An 18000-nucleotide genomic window follows, 5' to 3' on the forward strand; every position below is an offset into this window, starting at 1 on the left:
CGATGCCCTGGGTCGAACCGAAGTGGCTCAACATCGGCCTGGTCCTGCTGCTGCTCACCTTGCTGGCGCTGTTGATCATGGCGATTCGGCGCCTGCGTTCCGGAAAAGGAGACCAGGCCATGCGTGGAATCACCCTGTTGGGTTTGACCGTTACCTGCGCGGTACTAATAGGCGCCTCGGTCAACTGGGCCCCGAAACCAAAAATCGAACCTATGGTCGAGTCGCTGTGGTTGCCGGAACTGGATATCAGCCAGGTCAACGCCCTGACCCCGAGCCGCCGCAATCAGCCAGATATCCGTGTCGAGCGCCGCGACGGATTATGGGTAGTTACCTCTGGTAGATTTCCCTGCTGCGCCCGGCGGCATCGTCATCCCGCGGGCGCTGACCACCGTACGCAAGGTCGAAGCCCAAAGTCCCCAGCCACAAAATCGTGCTGCCCTTGGCCTGGACGAGCAGGCCATACGCCTGACACTCGAACGCCAGGAGCAGACCCCGCTCACGCTATTACTTGGCAAACAGGTCCGCCAAGGCGGCGGGTGAGCCAGCCTGATAGTGAGGTGACCTGGCTACTCAATGAAAATCTGCCGCTGCCGCAAAGCCCTTTGGCGTGGATCGACCGACGCCTGACGCGGATTCCCTTTGAACACATACGCCAGCTATCGCTGACCTACCCCAACGGCGCGCGACTGAGAATCCTCCGCGAGTCATCTGACGCAACGAGCTTGAAACTGCGCCAATACCCCAGCACGCCAAAGGTCGCGGATGAGGCCAAGGCCACTAGCCTGCTGCGATTGTTTGGCCAACTCAACATTGCCGACATTGCGATCGAGGCCGATGAGCAGCAGATGGCAAAGCCGGACTTGAGCTTTGAGCTACTGACCTTCTCAGGCGGAAAACTCGCCGGCCAGATCCGCCAACGCGATAACCAATACTGGCTGAAACTGAAGACTATAGAGGGCTTTGATACGGAGTCTGTTCAGCCACGAATGGGCTGGGTCATGCGGGTGGATGCATTGCTGCCTCGACCTGGTGCAACCCCGAGTCCTTAGGAATGGCTTGCCGGCGTCAGGCGATCGAAGGGGGGCGATCTAAATGAAAGATTGCCCCCGCAGCACTGGGTCAAAGCAGGCACTCTGAGCCGTGCTTTCAGTCGGTTGGTGGTTACGCTGCAAGCGCCTTCAAGTGTTGAGGCCAGTGCCTTTAAGTTGTACAGCCGCATTAAACTTTTGACGATACCGCTGAATCTCGCCCGGTTAGCCAACAGCTTCTGCTGACCCAATGCCAATTCCTCACTGCGGACTTTGAGCGCCGCTTCACGCTCATTCAACAGTTGCAAACGGGTTTGCAGGCTAGCCGCTCGAGCCTCTGCGTCCCGTAGGGCCGCGTAACGCTTGCCAGATCTTTCACCTTGCTGTTGAGCTCGCGCTCCTTTTCCAGCATTTGGCTTTGACGCTCTTCCAGTTGCCGGTGTTGTTGGGTCGAGGCTGTGGCGCTGTTCCAGTTCCTGGGCCAGCGCCACAAGGCTGCTCAAGCTTTCCTGAACCTCATCTAGCTCTTCCTCCTGCCCATCCAGCTGCTCCGCGGGCTGCGACGTCTCTTGCACTGCGTCTGCCGCTTCGTTCACAGTTTCGTTGCGGTATGTGCTCGCAACAGGGGCATACTCAATCGCCTGGCCCACCTCCACTGCATCCGGCCGCAGGAGCAAGCCCATGACCAAGGCTTTATTGAGCTTGACGCTGGCGTGCTCTTCGCAAAGGGCCACGGGGAGAGGTTGTTGCCCGATGTCGATGTAGTGCCACCTAGCGTCTTGAGCCATTTGGCCCTGATCGACTATCTGACTGAACGCCTGCTGCCAAGCGTGATCGGCTACCGACATAGCAAGACGATATCGGCCCTGCTCGAACTGGAGCGCAGCGATGTAAACACGCACATCCTGATCACCAATACTTTCGTTAAGGCTATAGGCCAGGTAGTTCATGCCTGCTGCGGAACGGCGAAGCTGCATAGCAACACCGCATTGAGGGTCTCTTGTTGGGGCGTACAGACAGCGATGGTTCGCATCATCATTTCAGTGCTTGCTCGGTGCTGCACATCTGCCTGGTTATCTCGCTCAACCAGAGTCACAGCGCGGGAGGACAGCGGCGGGCCTGCCACAGCCCCGGCACGAGGGGCTGTTCGTTGCTGCTTGACATAACGCCGGATGACCCCAGGCGCTTCCAGCCAAAGTAGCTCTTCATACACGTCTTTTGCCCCAAAAACCTTAAATAGCAGCCACTGCTACTCACCCCACCACTGCGCACGCCATCGTCGATAGCCAGTACTGGTCGAGGCATAACGCTTCAGGTCTAGCCATGAGACAGGGTGTTTGAGTTCAAGCATTGCCGCGTTCATAAATAGCGCCGAACTCTAGCAAACAAACCATCAAGAATTTTCTTGAGTAAGCTCCCTCTTGCTCACTGCGGTCGCGAGCGACAAGTTTAAGACTGCGGACGTCAAAACCTATCTTCCACGATCGAGATATGGCTCGCACCAGGCCCAAGTCGCCAAGCAACTGGACACCTTCGCCTGCACGCACCATCAGCGCGAAGAAGAATAGGCCCAGACGTTAAGTGGCAACAGTCGACGCGCTCACAAGAAGCCACCTCACTTGATATTTAGTGCAAGTACTTGCCTTGTAAAAAATCTTCCTGCTTTTTTGCAAGCGGCTTATTTCATCATAAAAGCATCTGTATTCCTCTCCCATATCATCCAAAACACTTTGCAGCCGCCTAATGACTTCTTCATGAATACAAAGGTCTCCTGCTACTTCCCAGGAGAGCGGTACAGAAAGGCTTAACTCCAGAGACAAGTTCAACTTTTTAAATTTCATAAATTTAGCGTTCAACGTCAGTTAAAATAGCGACTGAGCTTAGTTCTAGCACCCGATGAATTCATCAAGACCAATCTCGACCCCAAGACACTGTGTCTTGATTTTTTTAGAATCAGCCTACAGCAAGCCTCTGTCTTCTCCTGCGCCGGCCGCAACGACGAAAGTCAGGACCAAGAATATTCTTGAATTATCATAGAGACGTCCCAAGAAAGCCGGGCATCTGAAAAATTCATCTACTATGTATGCAAGCCTTCGCATCGCAGCGCTTATCACACACCATCCAGAGCTGAAACAGACCGCCCCAACGCCGAAGTACTGATTACACAAGTCTGATACGCTTGCTTGGCGAGTCTGCTGAGACGCCCACTTAGGCCTTTCCTTGAGATCCTCCATGAATAAACGTGTACTCATTGTGGATGACCATCCAATCATCTGTGTTGCCGCCAAAACCGTCCTTGAAGAGAACGGTTACGAAGCCGTCGCCACCTGTTCAGATGGCTTCGAGGCATTGTCTCTGATCCAGTCCTTGGCCCCGGAATACCTGCTGCTGGATATCGGCATCAATAGCCTGGACGGCTTGTCGCTGTGCAACGTATTGTGGCGGACGAGATTAGATCAAGACATTGGTATTCACCTCACACTTGGCCAGTACCTATGCTGTTCGCTGCATGCAGGCGGGCGCACAAGGTTTTATCAATAAGAACGCCGACCTCAAAGAGTTGATCAAAGGCTTTAACGCCCTATCGGATGGTTACCTGTACTTCCCGGAAGGAGGTGTTGACGCTGTACCGCGACGCCACCAAGAACAACAACAGCGGAACCTTTGAAACCTGACCAACAAAGAAATCATCATTCTTCAGCAATTGGCCAAAGGCTTCAGCAACCAGGAAATTGCCGCAAAACTCAACCTGAGCAACAAGACCATCAGCGGTCATAAAGTCAACCTCCTGAAGAAGCTCGGCGTGCGTACCTCGATTGAGCTCGCCAGCATCGCCAAAGAGCGTGGCTTGCTCTGAGTAATCGAGTATGAAATCTTTTTCGCCTGTTGTTCTGCACACTGTTCGTAACGATCGTTACCGCCTGCTGCTGATGCCGAACTTGACCCCGACTGTCCGAGCTGACTCGGGTCATCCCCATGTCACCTGAACTCGATGAGCAGGCAGTTGCCCGGCTTAAGGCGAAAAAAGTGCTGACGGTGGGGTACACCACCCAAGCCATCCGCCCTTCAGCTTTATTGATTCCAATCAGCAGTTGCAAGGCATCACGGCCGAGTACCTGAATGGGCTGAAAAAGGCGTTGTCGATAGAGATCAGCGTTCGCTATTTTGCCAGCCGAGCTGGGGCATTTGCCGCGCTTCGCGAAGGCACCATCGACCTGATAGAGACCAGTACTGAGGCTGAGGTCAAAGTACTCGGCGGCGATGACAGACGCCTACACTTTTACCCGAATAGGGCTCTATTCCAAGACAGGCACCCTGCTTGATGTCGACCTGAGTAATCCCAAATCAAAGATTTCCAACGTCCAGGGAGGCTTGGTCAACGACGCGATCCTGGATACCTTTCGTGGCGCGACGATTGTGAAGTACAACACCCCCTGGAGGCCATTGCCGCAGTAGTGCATGGAGACTCGCAAGCGTATCTGGCGATACCGTGAGCACCAGTTACCCGGTAAGCGAAAGCTTCAGTAACCTGCTCGTCACCAACGTGACTGCGCAGAACATTGACGAAGCCATAGGCTTTGCCCTCAGACCCGACGATATTCAACTCAAGACGATCCTCAATCGGGCCTTCAACACCCGTAGCACCTGTCAAAGAATCCAAGCCATAAACTGGTGGGTTGCCACGATCAAATGCACAGAGGGGGATTTTCAACAGCAATTGAGCCCGGAAGAAAAACAACTACTGCAAAGTAACCACACTTTCCGGATTTCAATCAGTGAAGACCTGGCACCCTTCGCCTTCTTCGATACCACAGGCCAATTCAGTGGTTCCATGTCCGACATCCTCGAATTGGTGCGATTGGAATCAGGCCTGAAATTCAAGGTCGTTCGCTCACGCTCTATCGCTACCTCCATCCGTGAACTCGATAACCAAGAGGTGGACCTGAACGTAATGGGGGAAACCGAGACGCGTAAACGTCAGTACCTGATGAGCAAACCGATTTTCAGCTCCCTTACACCTTGATTACACGCTTAGCCAACACGTCGACTTCGGCCCCGATGCCACCAGTACCATCGCGCTGCCACAATCGGACGGATTGATTCCCTATTTAAAAGAGCATTACCCGCACAGCAAACTACAACTGACCGACACCTTTGCCGACTCCTGAACAGTGTGTGCGATGGTGGCGCAGACCTGACCATCGCATCGATCAATCAAGCCCGCTATTTCCTGGCCTATAAGTACGAAGACAGCCTGAAGATCGACGGCATCCTCGCCCCCTCACGGCCAACTTGAGCATTGCGGCAAATCGGACAAGGCCACGCTGATTTCGATTATCGAAAAAGCGTTGCTGAAAATTTCCCCAGCGAAACAGCGACGATAAGCGGCCGCTGGCGAGCCAACACCGCCACCGACGCTCTGTACCGGGAGGGCATCAGCCTGCGTACTTACCAAATGTTGAGCGCCCTGTTTGCACTGCTATTAGTGACAGGGGTGTGGATCGTATTTCTGCGAAAACTGATATTCAAACGCACCGTCGAACGGAAAGACCTGCAGTCACGACTGAGCCTGATGCAAAACATGGTGAACAGCATCCCCCACCCGATTTATCTCAGAGATCGCAAGGGCGCACTGCTGTTGTTTAACACCTCCTACGCCCGGTCATTTGATGCAACGGCTGACACTGTCATCAACGGCACCGTACTCGACGAGCAGGTTGACCCAGCCATTCTTCAACAGTGGCAAACCCATTACTCTCAGGTGCTGCAAACCGGTACGGCGATTGCGTTTGACCAGACGCTTCCAACCCAAACGGAAGCATTGATATCTATCACTGGATCGAGCCCTGCGTGATGAAGATGAACACTTCATCGGTGTTGTCTGCGGCTGGCTGGACATCAGTGATCGTCTACAGATTCTTGAACAACTGCGTCAAGCCAAGGCCTGCGCCGACAACGCGAACAACAGTAAGTCGATTTTCCTGGCGACCATGAGCCATGAAATCAGAACACCGATGAACGCCATTATTGGCATGCTGGAGCTGGTACTGACACGCGATCAAAACAGCACAAGAAACCTTAATGCCATTAGCGTTGCCTATAGTGCTGCGCTCAGCTTGCTTGAGTTGTTGGGGAGTATTCTGGATGTCTCTAGTATCGAGTCGGGAGAGACCCGCTTGACGCTCGAAGAGACAACGTGGCGGGAAGCAATAGAACCGGTGGTCAACATCTTCCTGGGGCCCGCCAAGCATAAAGCCTGGCCATCCATCTGGATCTGGGGATTACGCTGACCTAGGCGTGTCCATCGACAAGCTGAAGATCAAACAAGTGTTGTCTAACCTGTTGAGCAACGCGATCAAGTTCACCAGTGCCGGGGCTATTAGCGTAAGACTTGAAGGCTGCCTAATGGGTGAGGCCATGCAGTTCAAGCTGAGGGTCCAAGACACCGGCAGCGGAATTAATGACGCCGAAAAAGCCAACCTCTTTACCCCTTTTCGCCGCAACACCATCACCCCAAACAGCGGCGCCGGATTGGGCCTATCCATTTGCCAGTCGCTGAGTCAGATCATAGGGGCAACCTGGCCGTCGAGAGCACTGAAGGCCAAGGCACCTGCGTGACTCTGAGCCTGACAGCCCAACCTTGCGAGCTCAAAACCAGCACGGAGATTCAGGCCCACGCCGCGGCAGAAGGTTCAACCCCACTCAGAATCTTGGTCGCTGAAGATCATCTACCCAGCCTCCACCTACTTAAAGAACAGCTGGAACTGCTGGGGCACATCCCAATCCTGACCCAAAATGGCCTGGAGGCTCTGTTCCAATGGGAAGACACCGAGATCGACCTGCTGATCACAGATTGCAATATGCCTGAGTTGAGTGGGATGGCATTGACTCGGGAGATCCGTCACGGGAAATAGCACTGCGCGTGCGGCCCTGCACCATCATCGGGATGACCGCCAGCGCCCGCAAGGAGGAAATCAGTAAGTGCATGGACGCTGGTATGAATCAGTGCCTAATCAAACCTGTCAGCATCGCGCAACTGACACGCTACGTCCCTGATTTACGGGAGCGCGCTCAACACGGAAAAACGGTCGTTGAGCAAACCGAATATACGTTTTTGTCCAACCTGCCAGACGCTAAGAGGTTCGACTTAATCCACGAATTGATTGCCACTAACGAAACCGATTACCAGGAACTGGAAACAGCGCTGGAAGCAGGAAACTTCAAGAGCATGCAAAACACCCTGCATCGCTTGAAAGGATCGGCGCGAATCATCGGTTCTGACGATCTCTGGACACAGTGTGAAGCCCTCGAAGCGGCAGTGATGAGTGCCAACGTCAATAGGATCCCACTGATCCAACCTCTGACTGAGCTAAAGAAACTGTTGCTTAATATTCATCAAATGCTGTCGAAGCGATAAACAATGGTTTCCGTTCCACCTTCAAGAGCGCTAAAAGGTAGCCTTCGAGTTAATCGTGTGCGTGCGAACGCCGTCGTCATTGACCACGGAAAATTTTACATCCACCCGTCGCACGCCCAATTGGTGGCCAACGAGTAGCCCTGAGTTGACTTGGGCGGCAACATTTGCAGCTTTCCAAGCTCAAAACCTTGTGGTTACTCACCACTTTCAGGCTCGAAAACATCACGTAATAGGCACTGGAGTTAGTGACCTGCAGTCGATGCTCGCCCGCTTCCTCGACCAGTTGCCAATGCAGTGCGCTCCGGCATCCACGGCTTTGCCAGAGAGGCTCTCGGACGATAAAACAGCTCAATGCGCTCCGTAGCGGCGACTGTTGAGGGGTTATCACGGTTCTTTTGATCGTGCGAAACTTTCTGCACATTTAGATAAAATACGGACTCGCGATCCTCTGGCAATTTACCGGGGTTTTCATCACCCGAAGTACTTGCTCTGCTCTGGAAGGCACACTGAATAGTGCTGGCATGACAATAAACGGCGCAATTACTGGACCGTCCGCCTGACGATCAGTCACCCATACCCGCACTGCAAAATCCTGCTCACTATCATTGCTAAGCAATAGGGAAGCACTATGCTCCTGGGCATTAAATATTAACCTAGCCACACTTAACATTGACCCGCCGTGGCGTTTGGCGCCTGCAAAATACTTATAGAACAAAAAGCCAACACAACCATTTCAGTTCAATACGACGTCGGTAAAACGCCAGCACTCCATCCATCTGATGTCCCCTGAGCATGAGTCACAATACAAAATGAAAGACTGTTTAGCGGAGTAAGCGTTCGTTATTGGTCAATCGTTCAGCACGCTGCAACATTGACTTCACGCCACCACACGAAGATCAAGGCAATGCTTGCCATTGACCACCATCGCTGGTAAAGCACCGACTTCAAACAATTTGGTTTTCTCCTTAGCCTCTATGACTTTTGCTTGCACCACAGGTGAGTGATAAGTGGCAATGAACAGGTCTTTATCGACGCCGACTGTTGCTAGGAAATCAGCCATCTCCTCAGCGCTGGTCAATTTCTGACGTTTACGCACCGCTTCAAATACGGCGTGATGCACAGAATAATCAACGGCCATGACTTTCAACGTTAAAAACAACTGGCCTTGTACATCCCATCGCCCACCGAACATCGCCGGTAGTCGATTAAAATAGACATCGGTCGGCAGCGCCCTGATCCATGGGTCAAGGACTTCCTCCAAATTGAAACACTGTCGACAGCCGTAGGAAAAAACTCGATCACTTCGATGGTTTCATGGGGATTAACTGCGACCGCCGACTCCGGCAACTCTTCATGTTGCGATGCTGACAGCGGAGTAGAACCCATACTCGCGATGACAATACAGACCAGCCCCATAAACACACGAAACATATAAACTCCAGAGCATGACTGTTCAACAGGACAACAACTTCAGCCTGATCTATCCTCCCCCAATAAAACCTTCATCAATGAAGCAGCGCTCATTGGCGGATGGAAAAAGTAACCTTGGGCAGAGTCGACGCCTAGCTCCTTTAAATGTAAAAATTGCTGTTCGCTTTCCACGCCCTCCGCAACAAGCTCCATCCCAAGCAACAAGAAAACTTGATAAAAACCGATAATCCGGGTCTGTTTTTCATCCAGCGCTCAAGCGATAAAGTGGAGTCGAGTTTGATCTGGCTAAAGGGGAGCTGCGTCAGCCGTTCTAGTGAAGAAAAACCGGTACCAAAATCATCCAGCGACAGACCGATTCCGCCTTGAATTAACAACGTGATGTTCTCGATCGCGGCTATCTGCAAATCCAGAGCTTGGTTTCGGTGACTTCCAAGGTCACCAGATTCGGCGAAATACCCGCTTGCTGGATACGTTCACTTACCGCGGAGGCAAACCCCTCCTCCTGTAGCTGGGTTGTTTCTATGTTGTATGAAAATATCAGCGTCTCGCCCATGAGCAACAATGTCTTGTGTACCTGCATGGCTTGCTCAAGCATGCAGTCGAACACGGCCCCTGTAGGTGAAGCTCATCAACCATTGGCAAAGATATACTAGGCGGCAGAAGTCCTTTTTCTGGGTGCCGCCAACGCGCAAGTATCTCGACGCGAGAATGCGCTCGGTTTTCAAACACAACTTGGGTGGTAATAAGGCACACTCTGACGCTGCGCTAAAATACCAAGCACCTGCGCCCTGGAAAGCATTGGAGGTGGAGAAACAGGCGATGCAGGTGCCCGTCCCCGCTCTGGTCTTCTTCGCTTGCGCAGCATTGCCATTGCTACTGCGCGAGAGATTTGTATCGCAGGCAATCCTGCGTAGCGCCCCACACAGGTCTTTTTACCGCGAGCCGTTAAGCGGTTGATCCCCCATGCCGTATGAGCTTCAAGTTCATCGTTCTCGTAGGTTTCGAAGTGCTCAGTCTGCTCACATAGCCTGCGAAACAATGAGATTTCTGTGCTAGAGAAAACGAATCACAGATAACCAAGCCAATATCAAGAGCCAATGCATTGGAGGGCTCTCCCCTTGCACGCCCTGAGATCACTTCGATACGCCCAACTTCTGCGAGCTCTAGAGACTTAACAATATGTTTAACACGAATGGCGCTCGAACAGAAGACAACAACATCCAAAGAGCGCATAAAAATAGGCCTGAGCAGTTAAAGCGAGGTAGATCACTTTATCAAAATTAAAACCAGGAAAATTCCTGAATACTTTCGGTAATCTCTCGAAACCAAGCCCTCCGGCTCAACCCCTACCGAGAATAGGAAAAGAGGCACTGACCCTTGCATGATTCTTGACCAGAAGAGCCCAATGCACTTATTCATAAAGGCTCATAAACCCCGGCAAACGCCCTTCACAATAGACGGCCCTCAAATAACCAAACGTAGCATGCGACCGAATAAGCACCGATCAAAAACGGTCGACATGCACGACAGCACTCAGCCGATAGCACTGCGAGCACCTCCTTCATTCGCTCAGTTTTTCCTGAGAACATAGGAATAGCAGAGCGAATAACCTCGACGCGAACTTCGTCAGGTATCAAAATCATAATAGACACCTCTGTATTTTTGGTTAACACAAACTGCACAGCAAGCACCAAGCCATACTCAAGAACTGGCTTGGCTCGCGCAAGCTTTTTCTTGAACATTAATTGACATTTCCTTAACCGACCTCGCTCGGGCAGAAAACTGTATCATCGCAAAGCTCAGGGCACTCAAGAAAACCAAACATGCACTCATCCGAGAAACTCCATACCACAACGCAACTTAATACTCAGCGTGCGCCACTCAAAACGCTTTACAGACTCTTAACAATATTGTGTTTAATTATGGCACCCACTTATTGCCTGGCGTTCCCACAGCTGGACAATTTACGTGTACTTAAAGACAAATGGAATACAATTGCCCATACAAAATTGTATGGCCCACGGAGCAAAACACAAATAGTGTATTAACTCAGCCTCATACTGCAACTTTGGACCCTGCTAAGGAGGGGATTAGCAGTAGGAGGGAGTATATGGCATGGACATGGATGGCACTTACGTAGAGATCCCTAACGGCACTACCATGATACAAGCAAGACAACTATGGATAAATAAATACGGAACCATAAGCAGAGACATTAGATTCAATCGAGCCGATTCAGGATCAGGATCAGCAGACGCACAGTGCATAATATTTCAGACAGGCTTCTCAAGCCTCATACCTATACCGGGAATGCAATGCTATCCGCTTCCTCCAGTAAACGTTACCTGCTCCATAGCCGATCAATTAAATATCTCATACAACACATTAACGGCTGACAAAGTCAATAACGCCGAGGCTTACGGCACTCTCAATATTTTGTGTGATGCTTGGACCAGTGTCAAACTACAGTTAGTGGGACCGGTGAAATTGACTTAGGAAGAGCAGGTACATTAACTGCCAGCCTGCATACTCAAGGTAAAGATCTGGCTAATGGTTATTCATTCCAAGGCTGGGGACAAACAACCTCACTAACAGTCACTTCGATTCTACACTCCAGCCGACAAGAAGCTGAAGCAGGAAATTTTCAAGGCCAGGGCATCATCATAATGCAAATATATTAGTAAACATCCAAAGCGACCCTAGATCTCTATTACAAACGTTCTTGAAATATCAGAGTATGTAAACCCTTCAGCCATTAATAGCAGGCCACCACGATGACCAAGCAGCATGAACTTCCTGATGCAGCCTGGGGTGCTGATAGGTTCACTGAAACCCGCCGTCGCGGGATGCCAGCGAGCGGATGATCGCCTTATGCTCAACGACGTGTTCTGCGCTCGCGCTGTTTGGGGCGATATGCCTCAGCTTCGGCCCTGGCCCGGGTGTATCAACGGCTTCGCAACTGGCGTAATTGCGGCGTTTTCAATCAGATGCTTATGCACCTTCATGTCCGATTGAACGTGCAAAGTTTGATCGATCTGGAAACGTGGATGATCGATCACACTTCCGCTCATGCAGCCCAAACCCACATGCCCCGCCCTCCAGCACCGAATTAAAAGACCTTGGCGATCAAAGTCTTTTTTCGCCTGCAAAAAGTGAGGATCGCCGCCCGATCACCACAGCAGAGGACACCGCTCCATGGAATCGACGCTGGAAACCGTTGCGCTATTTGCCCTCAAGCTGGCCCATGAGACGGACGATGCAAGCCCAGTCTTGCGCGATGAGCCCGCCCTCAACACAGCTCTCCCGCCTAATTAACAACGACAGCCCTATCGAGTCCCGCGCAAGCGCAACGCCGACGGCATAAAGTACGAGTCCTCCGGAATCGGCTGTGCAAAGTCCACCGTCTGCGGCTCTTCGTTATCCAGGTTTTGCACGTAGTACCGTCGCGCCTGCAGGTCATGGAACATATCCAATGCACTCCAGGTAGTCGGCAAATCGTAGAAGTTTTTCAGATAGGCCATCGACACCCGCCACAGTTCGCCACGGCCGTCGTACTGGTCGACCACTGCTGCACCCCAGCTGTCTTCGTCGAGGTAGAGCACGCGTTTGGAGTACAGGTGCCGCGCCGTTGCTTTCAGGGTGCCTTCGACCACCCACACGCGGTGTAGCTCGTAGCGGGCGTATTGCGGGTTGAGGTGGCCGACCTTGAGCAGGTCGGCGTATTTCACGTCGGCGCTGGCGAGTTTGTATTTGCTGTAGGGGATGTAATTTCCTTCTTGCCCAGCAGTTTCCAGTCGTAACGATCCGGTGAGCCGTTGAACATGTCGGTGTCGTCCGCCGTGCGCAGGCCATCGGAGGATGAGATCGGTGTGTCGTAGGCCAGGTTTGGTGCGCGGCGTACGCGGCGTTGGCCGGCGTCGTAGATCCAGGCTTGGCGGGCGTCTTTGATCTGGTCGAGGGTCTCGTGCACCAGGGTCGCGCCACCGGCCAGGCGGGCCGGGCTTTTTACGAAGGTCAGGTAGTAGAACAGGATGTTTTTCAGGTCGGCGTATTGCCCGCCCTGGCGGTAGTAGGTGAACAGCCCTTCCTGCTGCGCCGTGACCAGAGCGAAGCTGCCGGTGCGTGCACGGGCGCCTCCGAAGCACGGCGCACGATGTAGGTGCCGCGATGCGGGTGATGTGGTTCCACAGTGCTTCCACACCGTTCTGCGGAATGGGGAACGGCACGCCACCAAAGGCGTCGGCGAAGCCGGTGCCGCCGTCCAGCAGTTTGGCGCTGGTGGCGTTCTTGAAGGTGTTGTCATACACCCACTGCGGCGCCGAGCCGGAGCGTCGGCTCGATAGATGGGCATCTGGAAGCTGTCGGGGTAGCTGTTGAACAAGGCGATCTGACCTGCCGTCAGGCTGGCCTTGATTTGCTCCAGGTTGGCCTTGGTGATGGTGAACAGCGGTTTGTCGCCGGCAAAGGGTCGAGGTGGTGCTTGCCCTTTTCATAGCCCTTGGGTGCGATGCCGCCCCCCAGGTGGGGATGGTACCGGCGGCATTGCCTGCGCGCTCGGCGCCGAAGGGAGTGAGCTGGGTCTTGAGCTGCTGCGCGTCTTGGGGCGAGAGCGCCGCAGGGCATTGCCAGCGGCCAGGCCAAGGGCCAAGGCCAGGCTGGCGGTGAGCATTCGAGGTGCGTGGAACATGGCGAATTTCCAAAGAACGAGGGCGGGCAGCCGCCTCGCGACGCAGCATGGCTGCGGCTTACAGGAAGTACTTGAGGTTGAAACCAATGTTGTCGCGGTCGCGGATCACGTTGTTCTGGCCGCCACCAAAGAACTCGGTGTACTGCAGTTCGGCTTCCAACTTGTTCTGGTAGTTGGCCTTGAGCCCCAGGGTGTAACCTTGCGTCCCTCGATGTAGTTACTGGCCTGGTAGGAGTTGCCTTTGAAGTCGTCCTTGTAGACCACGTAGGGCGACAGGTTGACCCCGGCGTACACGTCGTTCCAGGTACTGCTGAACATCACCGTGTAGCTGTAGGAGTCACGGCTGACCTGGTCATCACGATCACCACCCGACACATAGGAAGCGTTGCTGCCGCCCGCGTAGTAACGGGTGCTGCCATCGTAGGCCTGGTACTTCAGGCCACTGCCGCGCAAGTGCTCGGAGGCCAGTTCGAAGACGCCGAACAACGAGTCGAAGCTCAGGCCCGGGCCGAAGTTGTAGATGCTGCCCACTGAGGTGTTGAAAGCCTCCACGCGCTCGGAGTTGTCGATCTGGCTGTCGAGGCTGACCATCTGCCCGCCGACATTGATGAACTGCCCACTCGCTGCCGCGCCGGCACCATTGGCCAGGTCGCCGATCAGGTCGTTGCTGGCGGCGACGCCGATGGGCAGGTTCGGCCGGCAGGCCAGCTCGCCAAACACCGAGGCCTTGCCCAGGGTGGTGTGAAGCTGAAGCCGTACATGCGGATATCTTCAGCGTAGCGGCGGTGCGCCTGGATGTTGCCCATCACGTCCACCGTCGCCAGGCCATGGGCCAAGGCCGCCGCCTGGCTGCCAGCCACCGACGACAGCATGCTGGTCAGGGCCGCCATGTCGATGCCTTTGTAGCCCGCCAGGTCAGCGGCGATGGTCGGTTCCTTAGCGTGGTAGCTGACCAGGTACAGGCCGAACTCGGTGCTGTTGAGCTCCTCGGCGATGTAACGGAAGGCGAAGCCGAACTGGCCATCGTTGCGCGCGTTGTGTCCTGGCCGATCGACGCCACTTTGAGGGTGGTGCCGTAGGCCGGGGTCATGCCGTTGGCGTAGAGCCCGGGATGCGCAGCATGCCCCCGAGCATCGGGTTGTTGCCCAGGGCGTCGTATAGCCCGATGACGTTGCCGCCGATGGGCGTCAGGGTATCGAGGGCGCTGCCGGTGAAATTGTTGTAGCCGGTGCGGCCGCCATCGGCGAACAGGTCGCTCTGGGAGTAGAAAGTGCCGACTGGATCGATGCGTGTCTCCTTCCAGTTCCACTGGTAGAAACTCTCCATCGACAGGTTGTCGCTCGCGATGTTGAAGCTGAGGCCTCCACCGGCATCAGCACTTCCTTGACCTCGGCGCCCGGCAGGCGGTTTGCCGCGTCCACCGGGCTGGTGGTGTTGACCCCGCCGCGATAAAGATGCCCTCGCCCCAGCTGAATACCTGGCGCCCCAGGCGCGCGGTCAGGGCATCTGGCCAACGTCCCAGATGCATAGATGTAGGAGTCGAGAATCTCCAGCGGCTTCCGGCAATGTCCCGGGTCTGGTCGGTGAAGCGGTCGTCCCGCGGATGGTTCTGGCTGGGTTGCGACGGGTTGTTGTTGCGGTAGTAGTCGTTGCGCTTGTCCATGATCTGAGTGTCATAGAACCCCGTGCCCGCACGAACAGACCGTAGTTCTGATAGTTGGCTTCCAGCTCCGACGTGATCTTGTACACCTGGAAACCAGCCCGGTATCGAAGCTGCGATTGCCGTCGTTGGTGTTGACGTCGTCGTTGCCCTTGTCCCGCCCCTGGACCCGCCACAAACGCCCATACGACAGGGTGCTGCCGAACGAGCCGGTGACCTGGTTGTCCAGCACGCTGAACTCCATGGCCTGCACGTTCCTGCCGCTGCACAGTTGCAGCAGGCCCGCCAGGCCAACGCCAGCCCCAGTGGATGTGATGGACCATTTACCCTCGGATCCCGAGTCTTGCGCGCGCACTGTGGTGCTCATTGCCGTCTCTCCCCTGCAACCTTTTGTTGTTTTGCACTGCGATGTCTGTTGTTTCACCGCGCCGGGCGATCGAGGCCGGCCCGACGTAGTGGACTGTGGGCGCCAAAGTGGCGCAGCAACTGCACCAACCGTTCGTTGAGCCGGGCATGGTCGTAGCGCCGGCGGGCAACTGGCTGCCTGTACTGAAACTCTGGGTCGCCCCGGCGTCGCCACCGGCCGATGGCCTCGCCGAACGCCACCGCCTGGGCATCCGCCTCGGCGCTGACCACCTGGCGCAGGTAGTCCGTCGAATAGCCGGGATAGTCGGTGTCCACTGGTGTCGGCGTAGGCCGCCAGCATCGGTTGCTCGCCCCGTCAGCGGCAGGTGGCGCAGCCAGGCGAACTGATAGCGTTCCACCTCGTTGTGGCGCGTGGCGACACGTTCGATCGCCGCCCGCTTGTCGCTGTCGTAGCCGGCCAGGGCCTTGCCTTCCATCAGCAGCATGATGGTCAAATCGTCGCCCGGCAGCGTGGTGGCGTGATAGGCTGGGCCGGGTCCAGCAGGTAGTGCATGCCCCAGCCGAGGAAGCGATAACCCCAGTAGGGATGGCCATTGGCGAAGGCAAAACGCGCCAGGCCGAAGTACTGGTAGGCCCGCCAGTCCGGCCAGTTGCGCAGCAGAAACGCGCGCGACATAGACCACCGCGCTCTCGTGAAAGAAACCCATATGGAACGGCGCCTGGGAGCTGTACTGGAAACGCGCATCGCCAAACGACTGCACGCCAAAGCCATACAAGGCGCCGACGGCCCCGGGTTATCGCTGAACAGGTTGATATCGTGGCCGTAGTCCGGCTCATCCGCAGCGGTCGCCAGCACCGCCAGCGGCGCGACCTTCTGCCCCGGCTGCACTTGGATAAAGCGCTGGCGATTCCACGGTGAGAGGGTTTGTCCGACCATCACGCCGGCCGCCTTGAGCTGCGGGCGCCCCGCCAGGTCCTCACCGGGCATGGGCTGGATCACCTGGGCCAGGTGGATCTGTGGATTGACCCGCAGGGCCATAGGAAGTCGCGGCGCAGATCGGCGATGGGCTGGGGCGCCAGGCGCAGGTTATCGGGGCGCGGCGGATAGTCGGGAAAGTGGCTGCGGGCGAAGTGTTCCTGCTCGTCCAACAAGGCCACCAGGCCAGGGTATTGCTGGGAGATAAACCGCTCGAGGGTCTCGACCTGCACCTGGGGCGCCTCGCGCAATGCGGGCAAATCTTGCAGGGCCAGGTAGCTGCCCACGCTGTGATTGGACCATGCACCGACCCCAGGCGACAGACTCCATAGCCCCAGGCACAGCAGCAACGACGCAACTTCATGGCTTTACGCTCTTGTTGTAGATGCGTTCAGCCTAACAATCCGGGTATGCCCCGACACTGTCCGATCTTGCCAAAACGACTCACCAATAGCGCCACGCACGATCGGGACCATCGGGAGGAGCGAGTTGCTCGCGAAGAACTTGAGAGCGCCGCGTTTATCCTGCAGGCACGCGTTATCGTTGACGTTCTTCGCGAGCAAGCCGCTCCTACAGTGGGTCACGCCGGGTAGCCGGTGATCTCGCGGATGCTCTGGTACAGCGGCTTGAGTTGGCGATACATGCGCAGGTAAACCTCGCGGTACAAACGGTCGTACATCTGTTGTGCCTCGGGTTGAGGCATGAAGACCGGCGGTGCAGGTCATGGCGGCGATGGCGGTATCGAAATCCGGGTACAGCCCAAGCCCCACGGCACAGGCAATCCCAGCCCCCAACCCGGACGCCCCATACACATGGGGACGCTCGGCGCGCAGGCCAAAGATATCGGCAGTCAATTGCATCGCCGCGTCGCTCTGGGCTGCCACTGGCCACGCGCAAGCGCGTGATCGACGTTTCGAACGGCGCTCGATTCGCTCCTTGCCCTGGCGCAATGCATAGGCCAGGCCTCAGAATCGCCCGGTAGATATGGGCCGGAGTATGCACATCGCCAAAGCCGATCATCGCCCCCTGGCCTCCACTCCCGGTTCGCGGATACCCGGCGACCAATAGGGTTGCAGGGTCAGGCCCATGGAGCCGGGCGGTACTGCGTGACCAGCGCATCAAACAGCTGCTCCGGTTCCAGGCCCTGCTCACGGGCCTGCTGCATTTCCCGCAGGCCGAACTCGTTCTTGAACCAACTGACCATCCAGTAGCCGCGATAGATCATCACTTCGCAGTTGTAGTGATCGGGGATTGCCGCCGGGTAAGGCGGGATCAGCGGGACAATCTCCAGATAGCGCGAGCGAGTGGTGGTGATGGTCGCCGGAATGCCGTAGGACAGGCACGCGGTCGTCGCTTCCACCACGCCGGAACCGAGCACCTCGCAGGCCTTGTCGGAGCCGGCGGCAATCGTGGCAACCCCTCCGGGATGCCGGT

The 18000-nt window shown here is 55.5% G+C and carries 25 protein-coding genes and 4 pseudogenes; 11 read left to right on the forward strand and 18 right to left on the reverse strand.

What is annotated here, in order from left to right:
• Positions 1 to 2: 2 nt before the first annotated feature.
• A complete protein-coding gene (locus tag JTY93_RS29790; protein ID WP_311136324.1) occupies positions 3 to 1049 on the forward strand; it encodes a DUF4340 domain-containing protein in 1047 nt (348 codons plus the stop codon).
• Here JTY93_RS29790 and JTY93_RS23505 read toward each other — a convergent pair.
• Positions 1046 to 2005 carry a hypothetical protein gene (locus tag JTY93_RS23505; protein ID WP_205518927.1) on the reverse strand — a complete coding sequence of 320 codons (960 nt, stop codon included), beginning with the start codon at positions 2003 to 2005 and terminating at the stop codon, positions 1046 to 1048. The genes JTY93_RS29790 and JTY93_RS23505 overlap by 4 nt on opposite strands.
• A 1255-nt stretch (positions 2006 to 3260) precedes the next feature.
• Here JTY93_RS23505 and JTY93_RS23510 point away from each other — a divergent pair.
• Positions 3261 to 3569: a response regulator gene (locus tag JTY93_RS23510; protein WP_205518928.1), complete on the forward strand. Its 309-nt coding sequence runs from the start codon at positions 3261 to 3263 to the stop codon at positions 3567 to 3569.
• A gap of 40 nt (positions 3570 to 3609) precedes the next feature.
• On the opposite strand, the gene JTY93_RS23515 is transcribed toward JTY93_RS23510, so the two are convergent.
• Complete coding sequence (locus JTY93_RS23515) at positions 3610 to 3804, reverse strand: hypothetical protein (RefSeq protein WP_205519051.1); 195 nt, start codon at positions 3802 to 3804, stop codon at positions 3610 to 3612.
• Between JTY93_RS23515 and JTY93_RS30115 the strand changes: the two genes are divergently transcribed.
• The 8 genes from JTY93_RS30115 to JTY93_RS23555 all read left to right on the forward strand — a co-directional run bounded on the left by JTY93_RS30115 (position 3733) and on the right by JTY93_RS23555 (position 7446).
• The gene (locus JTY93_RS30115) at positions 3733 to 3885 is read left to right on the forward strand and encodes a response regulator transcription factor (protein WP_205518929.1); all 153 of its coding nucleotides are present in this window, start codon (positions 3733 to 3735) and stop codon (positions 3883 to 3885) included. The genes JTY93_RS23515 and JTY93_RS30115 overlap by 72 nt on opposite strands.
• A 235-nt stretch (positions 3886 to 4120) precedes the next feature.
• Complete coding sequence (locus JTY93_RS30120) at positions 4121 to 4351, forward strand: type 2 periplasmic-binding domain-containing protein (RefSeq protein WP_375373779.1); 231 nt, start codon at positions 4121 to 4123, stop codon at positions 4349 to 4351.
• A 167-nt stretch (positions 4352 to 4518) separates the two neighbouring features.
• Entirely contained in the window at positions 4519 to 5052 is a 534-nt protein-coding gene (locus tag JTY93_RS23530; RefSeq protein WP_205518930.1) for a transporter substrate-binding domain-containing protein, read from the forward strand.
• Between the two features lie 276 nt (positions 5053 to 5328).
• Positions 5329 to 5883, forward strand: a complete 555-nt coding sequence (locus JTY93_RS23535) for a PAS domain-containing protein (RefSeq protein WP_205518931.1) — start codon at positions 5329 to 5331, stop codon at positions 5881 to 5883.
• A gap of 136 nt (positions 5884 to 6019) precedes the next feature.
• Entirely contained in the window at positions 6020 to 6319 is a 300-nt protein-coding gene (locus JTY93_RS23540) for a histidine kinase dimerization/phospho-acceptor domain-containing protein (RefSeq protein ID WP_205518932.1), read from the forward strand.
• Between the two features lie 7 nt (positions 6320 to 6326).
• On the forward strand, positions 6327 to 6647 hold the full coding sequence (locus JTY93_RS23545) for a sensor histidine kinase (protein ID WP_205518933.1): 321 nt from the start codon (positions 6327 to 6329) through the stop codon (positions 6645 to 6647).
• Positions 6644 to 6943 carry a response regulator gene (locus JTY93_RS23550; protein WP_205518934.1) on the forward strand — a complete coding sequence of 100 codons (300 nt, stop codon included), beginning with the start codon at positions 6644 to 6646 and terminating at the stop codon, positions 6941 to 6943. Before JTY93_RS23545 ends, JTY93_RS23550 begins: the two co-directional genes overlap by 4 nt.
• 83 nt (positions 6944 to 7026) lie before the next feature.
• Complete coding sequence (locus JTY93_RS23555) at positions 7027 to 7446, forward strand: Hpt domain-containing protein (RefSeq protein ID WP_205518935.1); 420 nt, start codon at positions 7027 to 7029, stop codon at positions 7444 to 7446.
• Positions 7447 to 7522: 76 nt separating this feature from the next.
• Here the strand turns inward: JTY93_RS23555 and JTY93_RS30295 are convergent, their stop codons facing one another.
• The 8 genes from JTY93_RS30295 to JTY93_RS23590 form a co-directional block, all read right to left on the reverse strand.
• Positions 7523 to 7741: a fimbrial biogenesis chaperone gene (locus JTY93_RS30295; RefSeq protein ID WP_511218635.1), complete on the reverse strand. Its 219-nt coding sequence runs from the start codon at positions 7739 to 7741 to the stop codon at positions 7523 to 7525.
• Positions 7689 to 7865, reverse strand: a complete 177-nt coding sequence (locus JTY93_RS30125) for a hypothetical protein (protein ID WP_375373780.1) — start codon at positions 7863 to 7865, stop codon at positions 7689 to 7691. Before JTY93_RS30125 ends, JTY93_RS30295 begins: the two co-directional genes overlap by 53 nt.
• A gap of 2 nt (positions 7866 to 7867) precedes the next feature.
• A complete protein-coding gene (locus JTY93_RS30130; protein WP_375373794.1) occupies positions 7868 to 8116 on the reverse strand; it encodes a fimbria/pilus periplasmic chaperone in 249 nt (82 codons plus the stop codon).
• 207 nt (positions 8117 to 8323) lie between these two features.
• Positions 8324 to 8707, reverse strand: coding sequence for a thioredoxin domain-containing protein (locus JTY93_RS23570; protein ID WP_205518938.1), 384 nt, complete (start codon positions 8705 to 8707; stop codon positions 8324 to 8326).
• A 209-nt stretch (positions 8708 to 8916) separates the two neighbouring features.
• Positions 8917 to 9069 carry an EAL domain-containing protein gene (locus JTY93_RS30135; protein ID WP_205518939.1) on the reverse strand — a complete coding sequence of 51 codons (153 nt, stop codon included), beginning with the start codon at positions 9067 to 9069 and terminating at the stop codon, positions 8917 to 8919.
• Positions 9018 to 9281: an EAL domain-containing protein gene (locus JTY93_RS29645; RefSeq protein WP_311136325.1), complete on the reverse strand. Its 264-nt coding sequence runs from the start codon at positions 9279 to 9281 to the stop codon at positions 9018 to 9020. The genes JTY93_RS30135 and JTY93_RS29645 overlap by 52 nt, the downstream gene beginning before the upstream one ends.
• Positions 9272 to 9472: an EAL domain-containing protein gene (locus JTY93_RS29650; protein ID WP_205518940.1), complete on the reverse strand. Its 201-nt coding sequence runs from the start codon at positions 9470 to 9472 to the stop codon at positions 9272 to 9274. The genes JTY93_RS29645 and JTY93_RS29650 overlap by 10 nt, the downstream gene beginning before the upstream one ends.
• A gap of 853 nt (positions 9473 to 10325) precedes the next feature.
• Positions 10326 to 10619 carry a hypothetical protein gene (locus JTY93_RS23590; RefSeq protein WP_205518941.1) on the reverse strand — a complete coding sequence of 98 codons (294 nt, stop codon included), beginning with the start codon at positions 10617 to 10619 and terminating at the stop codon, positions 10326 to 10328.
• 705 nt (positions 10620 to 11324) lie between these two features.
• Between JTY93_RS23590 and JTY93_RS30300 the strand changes: the two genes are divergently transcribed.
• Positions 11325 to 11558, forward strand: a complete 234-nt coding sequence (locus JTY93_RS30300; protein ID WP_511218630.1) for an MrpH family fimbial adhesin — start codon at positions 11325 to 11327, stop codon at positions 11556 to 11558.
• 645 nt (positions 11559 to 12203) lie between these two features.
• Here the strand turns inward: JTY93_RS30300 and JTY93_RS23595 are convergent.
• The 8 genes and pseudogenes from JTY93_RS23595 to JTY93_RS23610 form a co-directional block, all read right to left on the reverse strand.
• Positions 12204 to 13108: pseudogene (locus JTY93_RS23595) on the reverse strand (DUF1329 domain-containing protein).
• Positions 13095 to 13258 (reverse strand): annotated as a pseudogene (locus tag JTY93_RS30140) (DUF1329 domain-containing protein); the annotation flags it as partial. The pseudogenes JTY93_RS30140 and JTY93_RS23595, both read right to left, overlap by 14 nt.
• 364 nt (positions 13259 to 13622) lie before the next feature.
• Positions 13623 to 14559, reverse strand: a pseudogene (locus tag JTY93_RS30145) (DUF1302 family protein).
• Positions 14560 to 14650: 91 nt separating this feature from the next.
• Entirely contained in the window at positions 14651 to 14890 is a 240-nt protein-coding gene (locus JTY93_RS30150; RefSeq protein WP_375373781.1) for a DUF1302 family protein, read from the reverse strand.
• A 46-nt stretch (positions 14891 to 14936) separates the two neighbouring features.
• On the reverse strand, positions 14937 to 15227 hold the full coding sequence (locus JTY93_RS30155) for a DUF1302 family protein (protein ID WP_375373782.1): 291 nt from the start codon (positions 15225 to 15227) through the stop codon (positions 14937 to 14939).
• Between the two features lie 10 nt (positions 15228 to 15237).
• Positions 15238 to 15591 carry a DUF1302 family protein gene (locus tag JTY93_RS30160; protein ID WP_240357237.1) on the reverse strand — a complete coding sequence of 118 codons (354 nt, stop codon included), beginning with the start codon at positions 15589 to 15591 and terminating at the stop codon, positions 15238 to 15240.
• Between the two features lie 53 nt (positions 15592 to 15644).
• Positions 15645 to 16916: pseudogene (locus JTY93_RS23605) on the reverse strand (phospholipase).
• Positions 16917 to 17644: 728 nt separating this feature from the next.
• A complete protein-coding gene (locus JTY93_RS23610; RefSeq protein WP_205518942.1) occupies positions 17645 to 17944 on the reverse strand; it encodes an acetate and sugar kinases/Hsc70/actin family protein in 300 nt (99 codons plus the stop codon).
• Positions 17945 to 18000 lie beyond the last annotated feature (56 nt).

This window comes from Pseudomonas hygromyciniae (assembly GCF_016925675.1).
Classification (GTDB): domain Bacteria; phylum Pseudomonadota; class Gammaproteobacteria; order Pseudomonadales; family Pseudomonadaceae; genus Aquipseudomonas; species Aquipseudomonas hygromyciniae.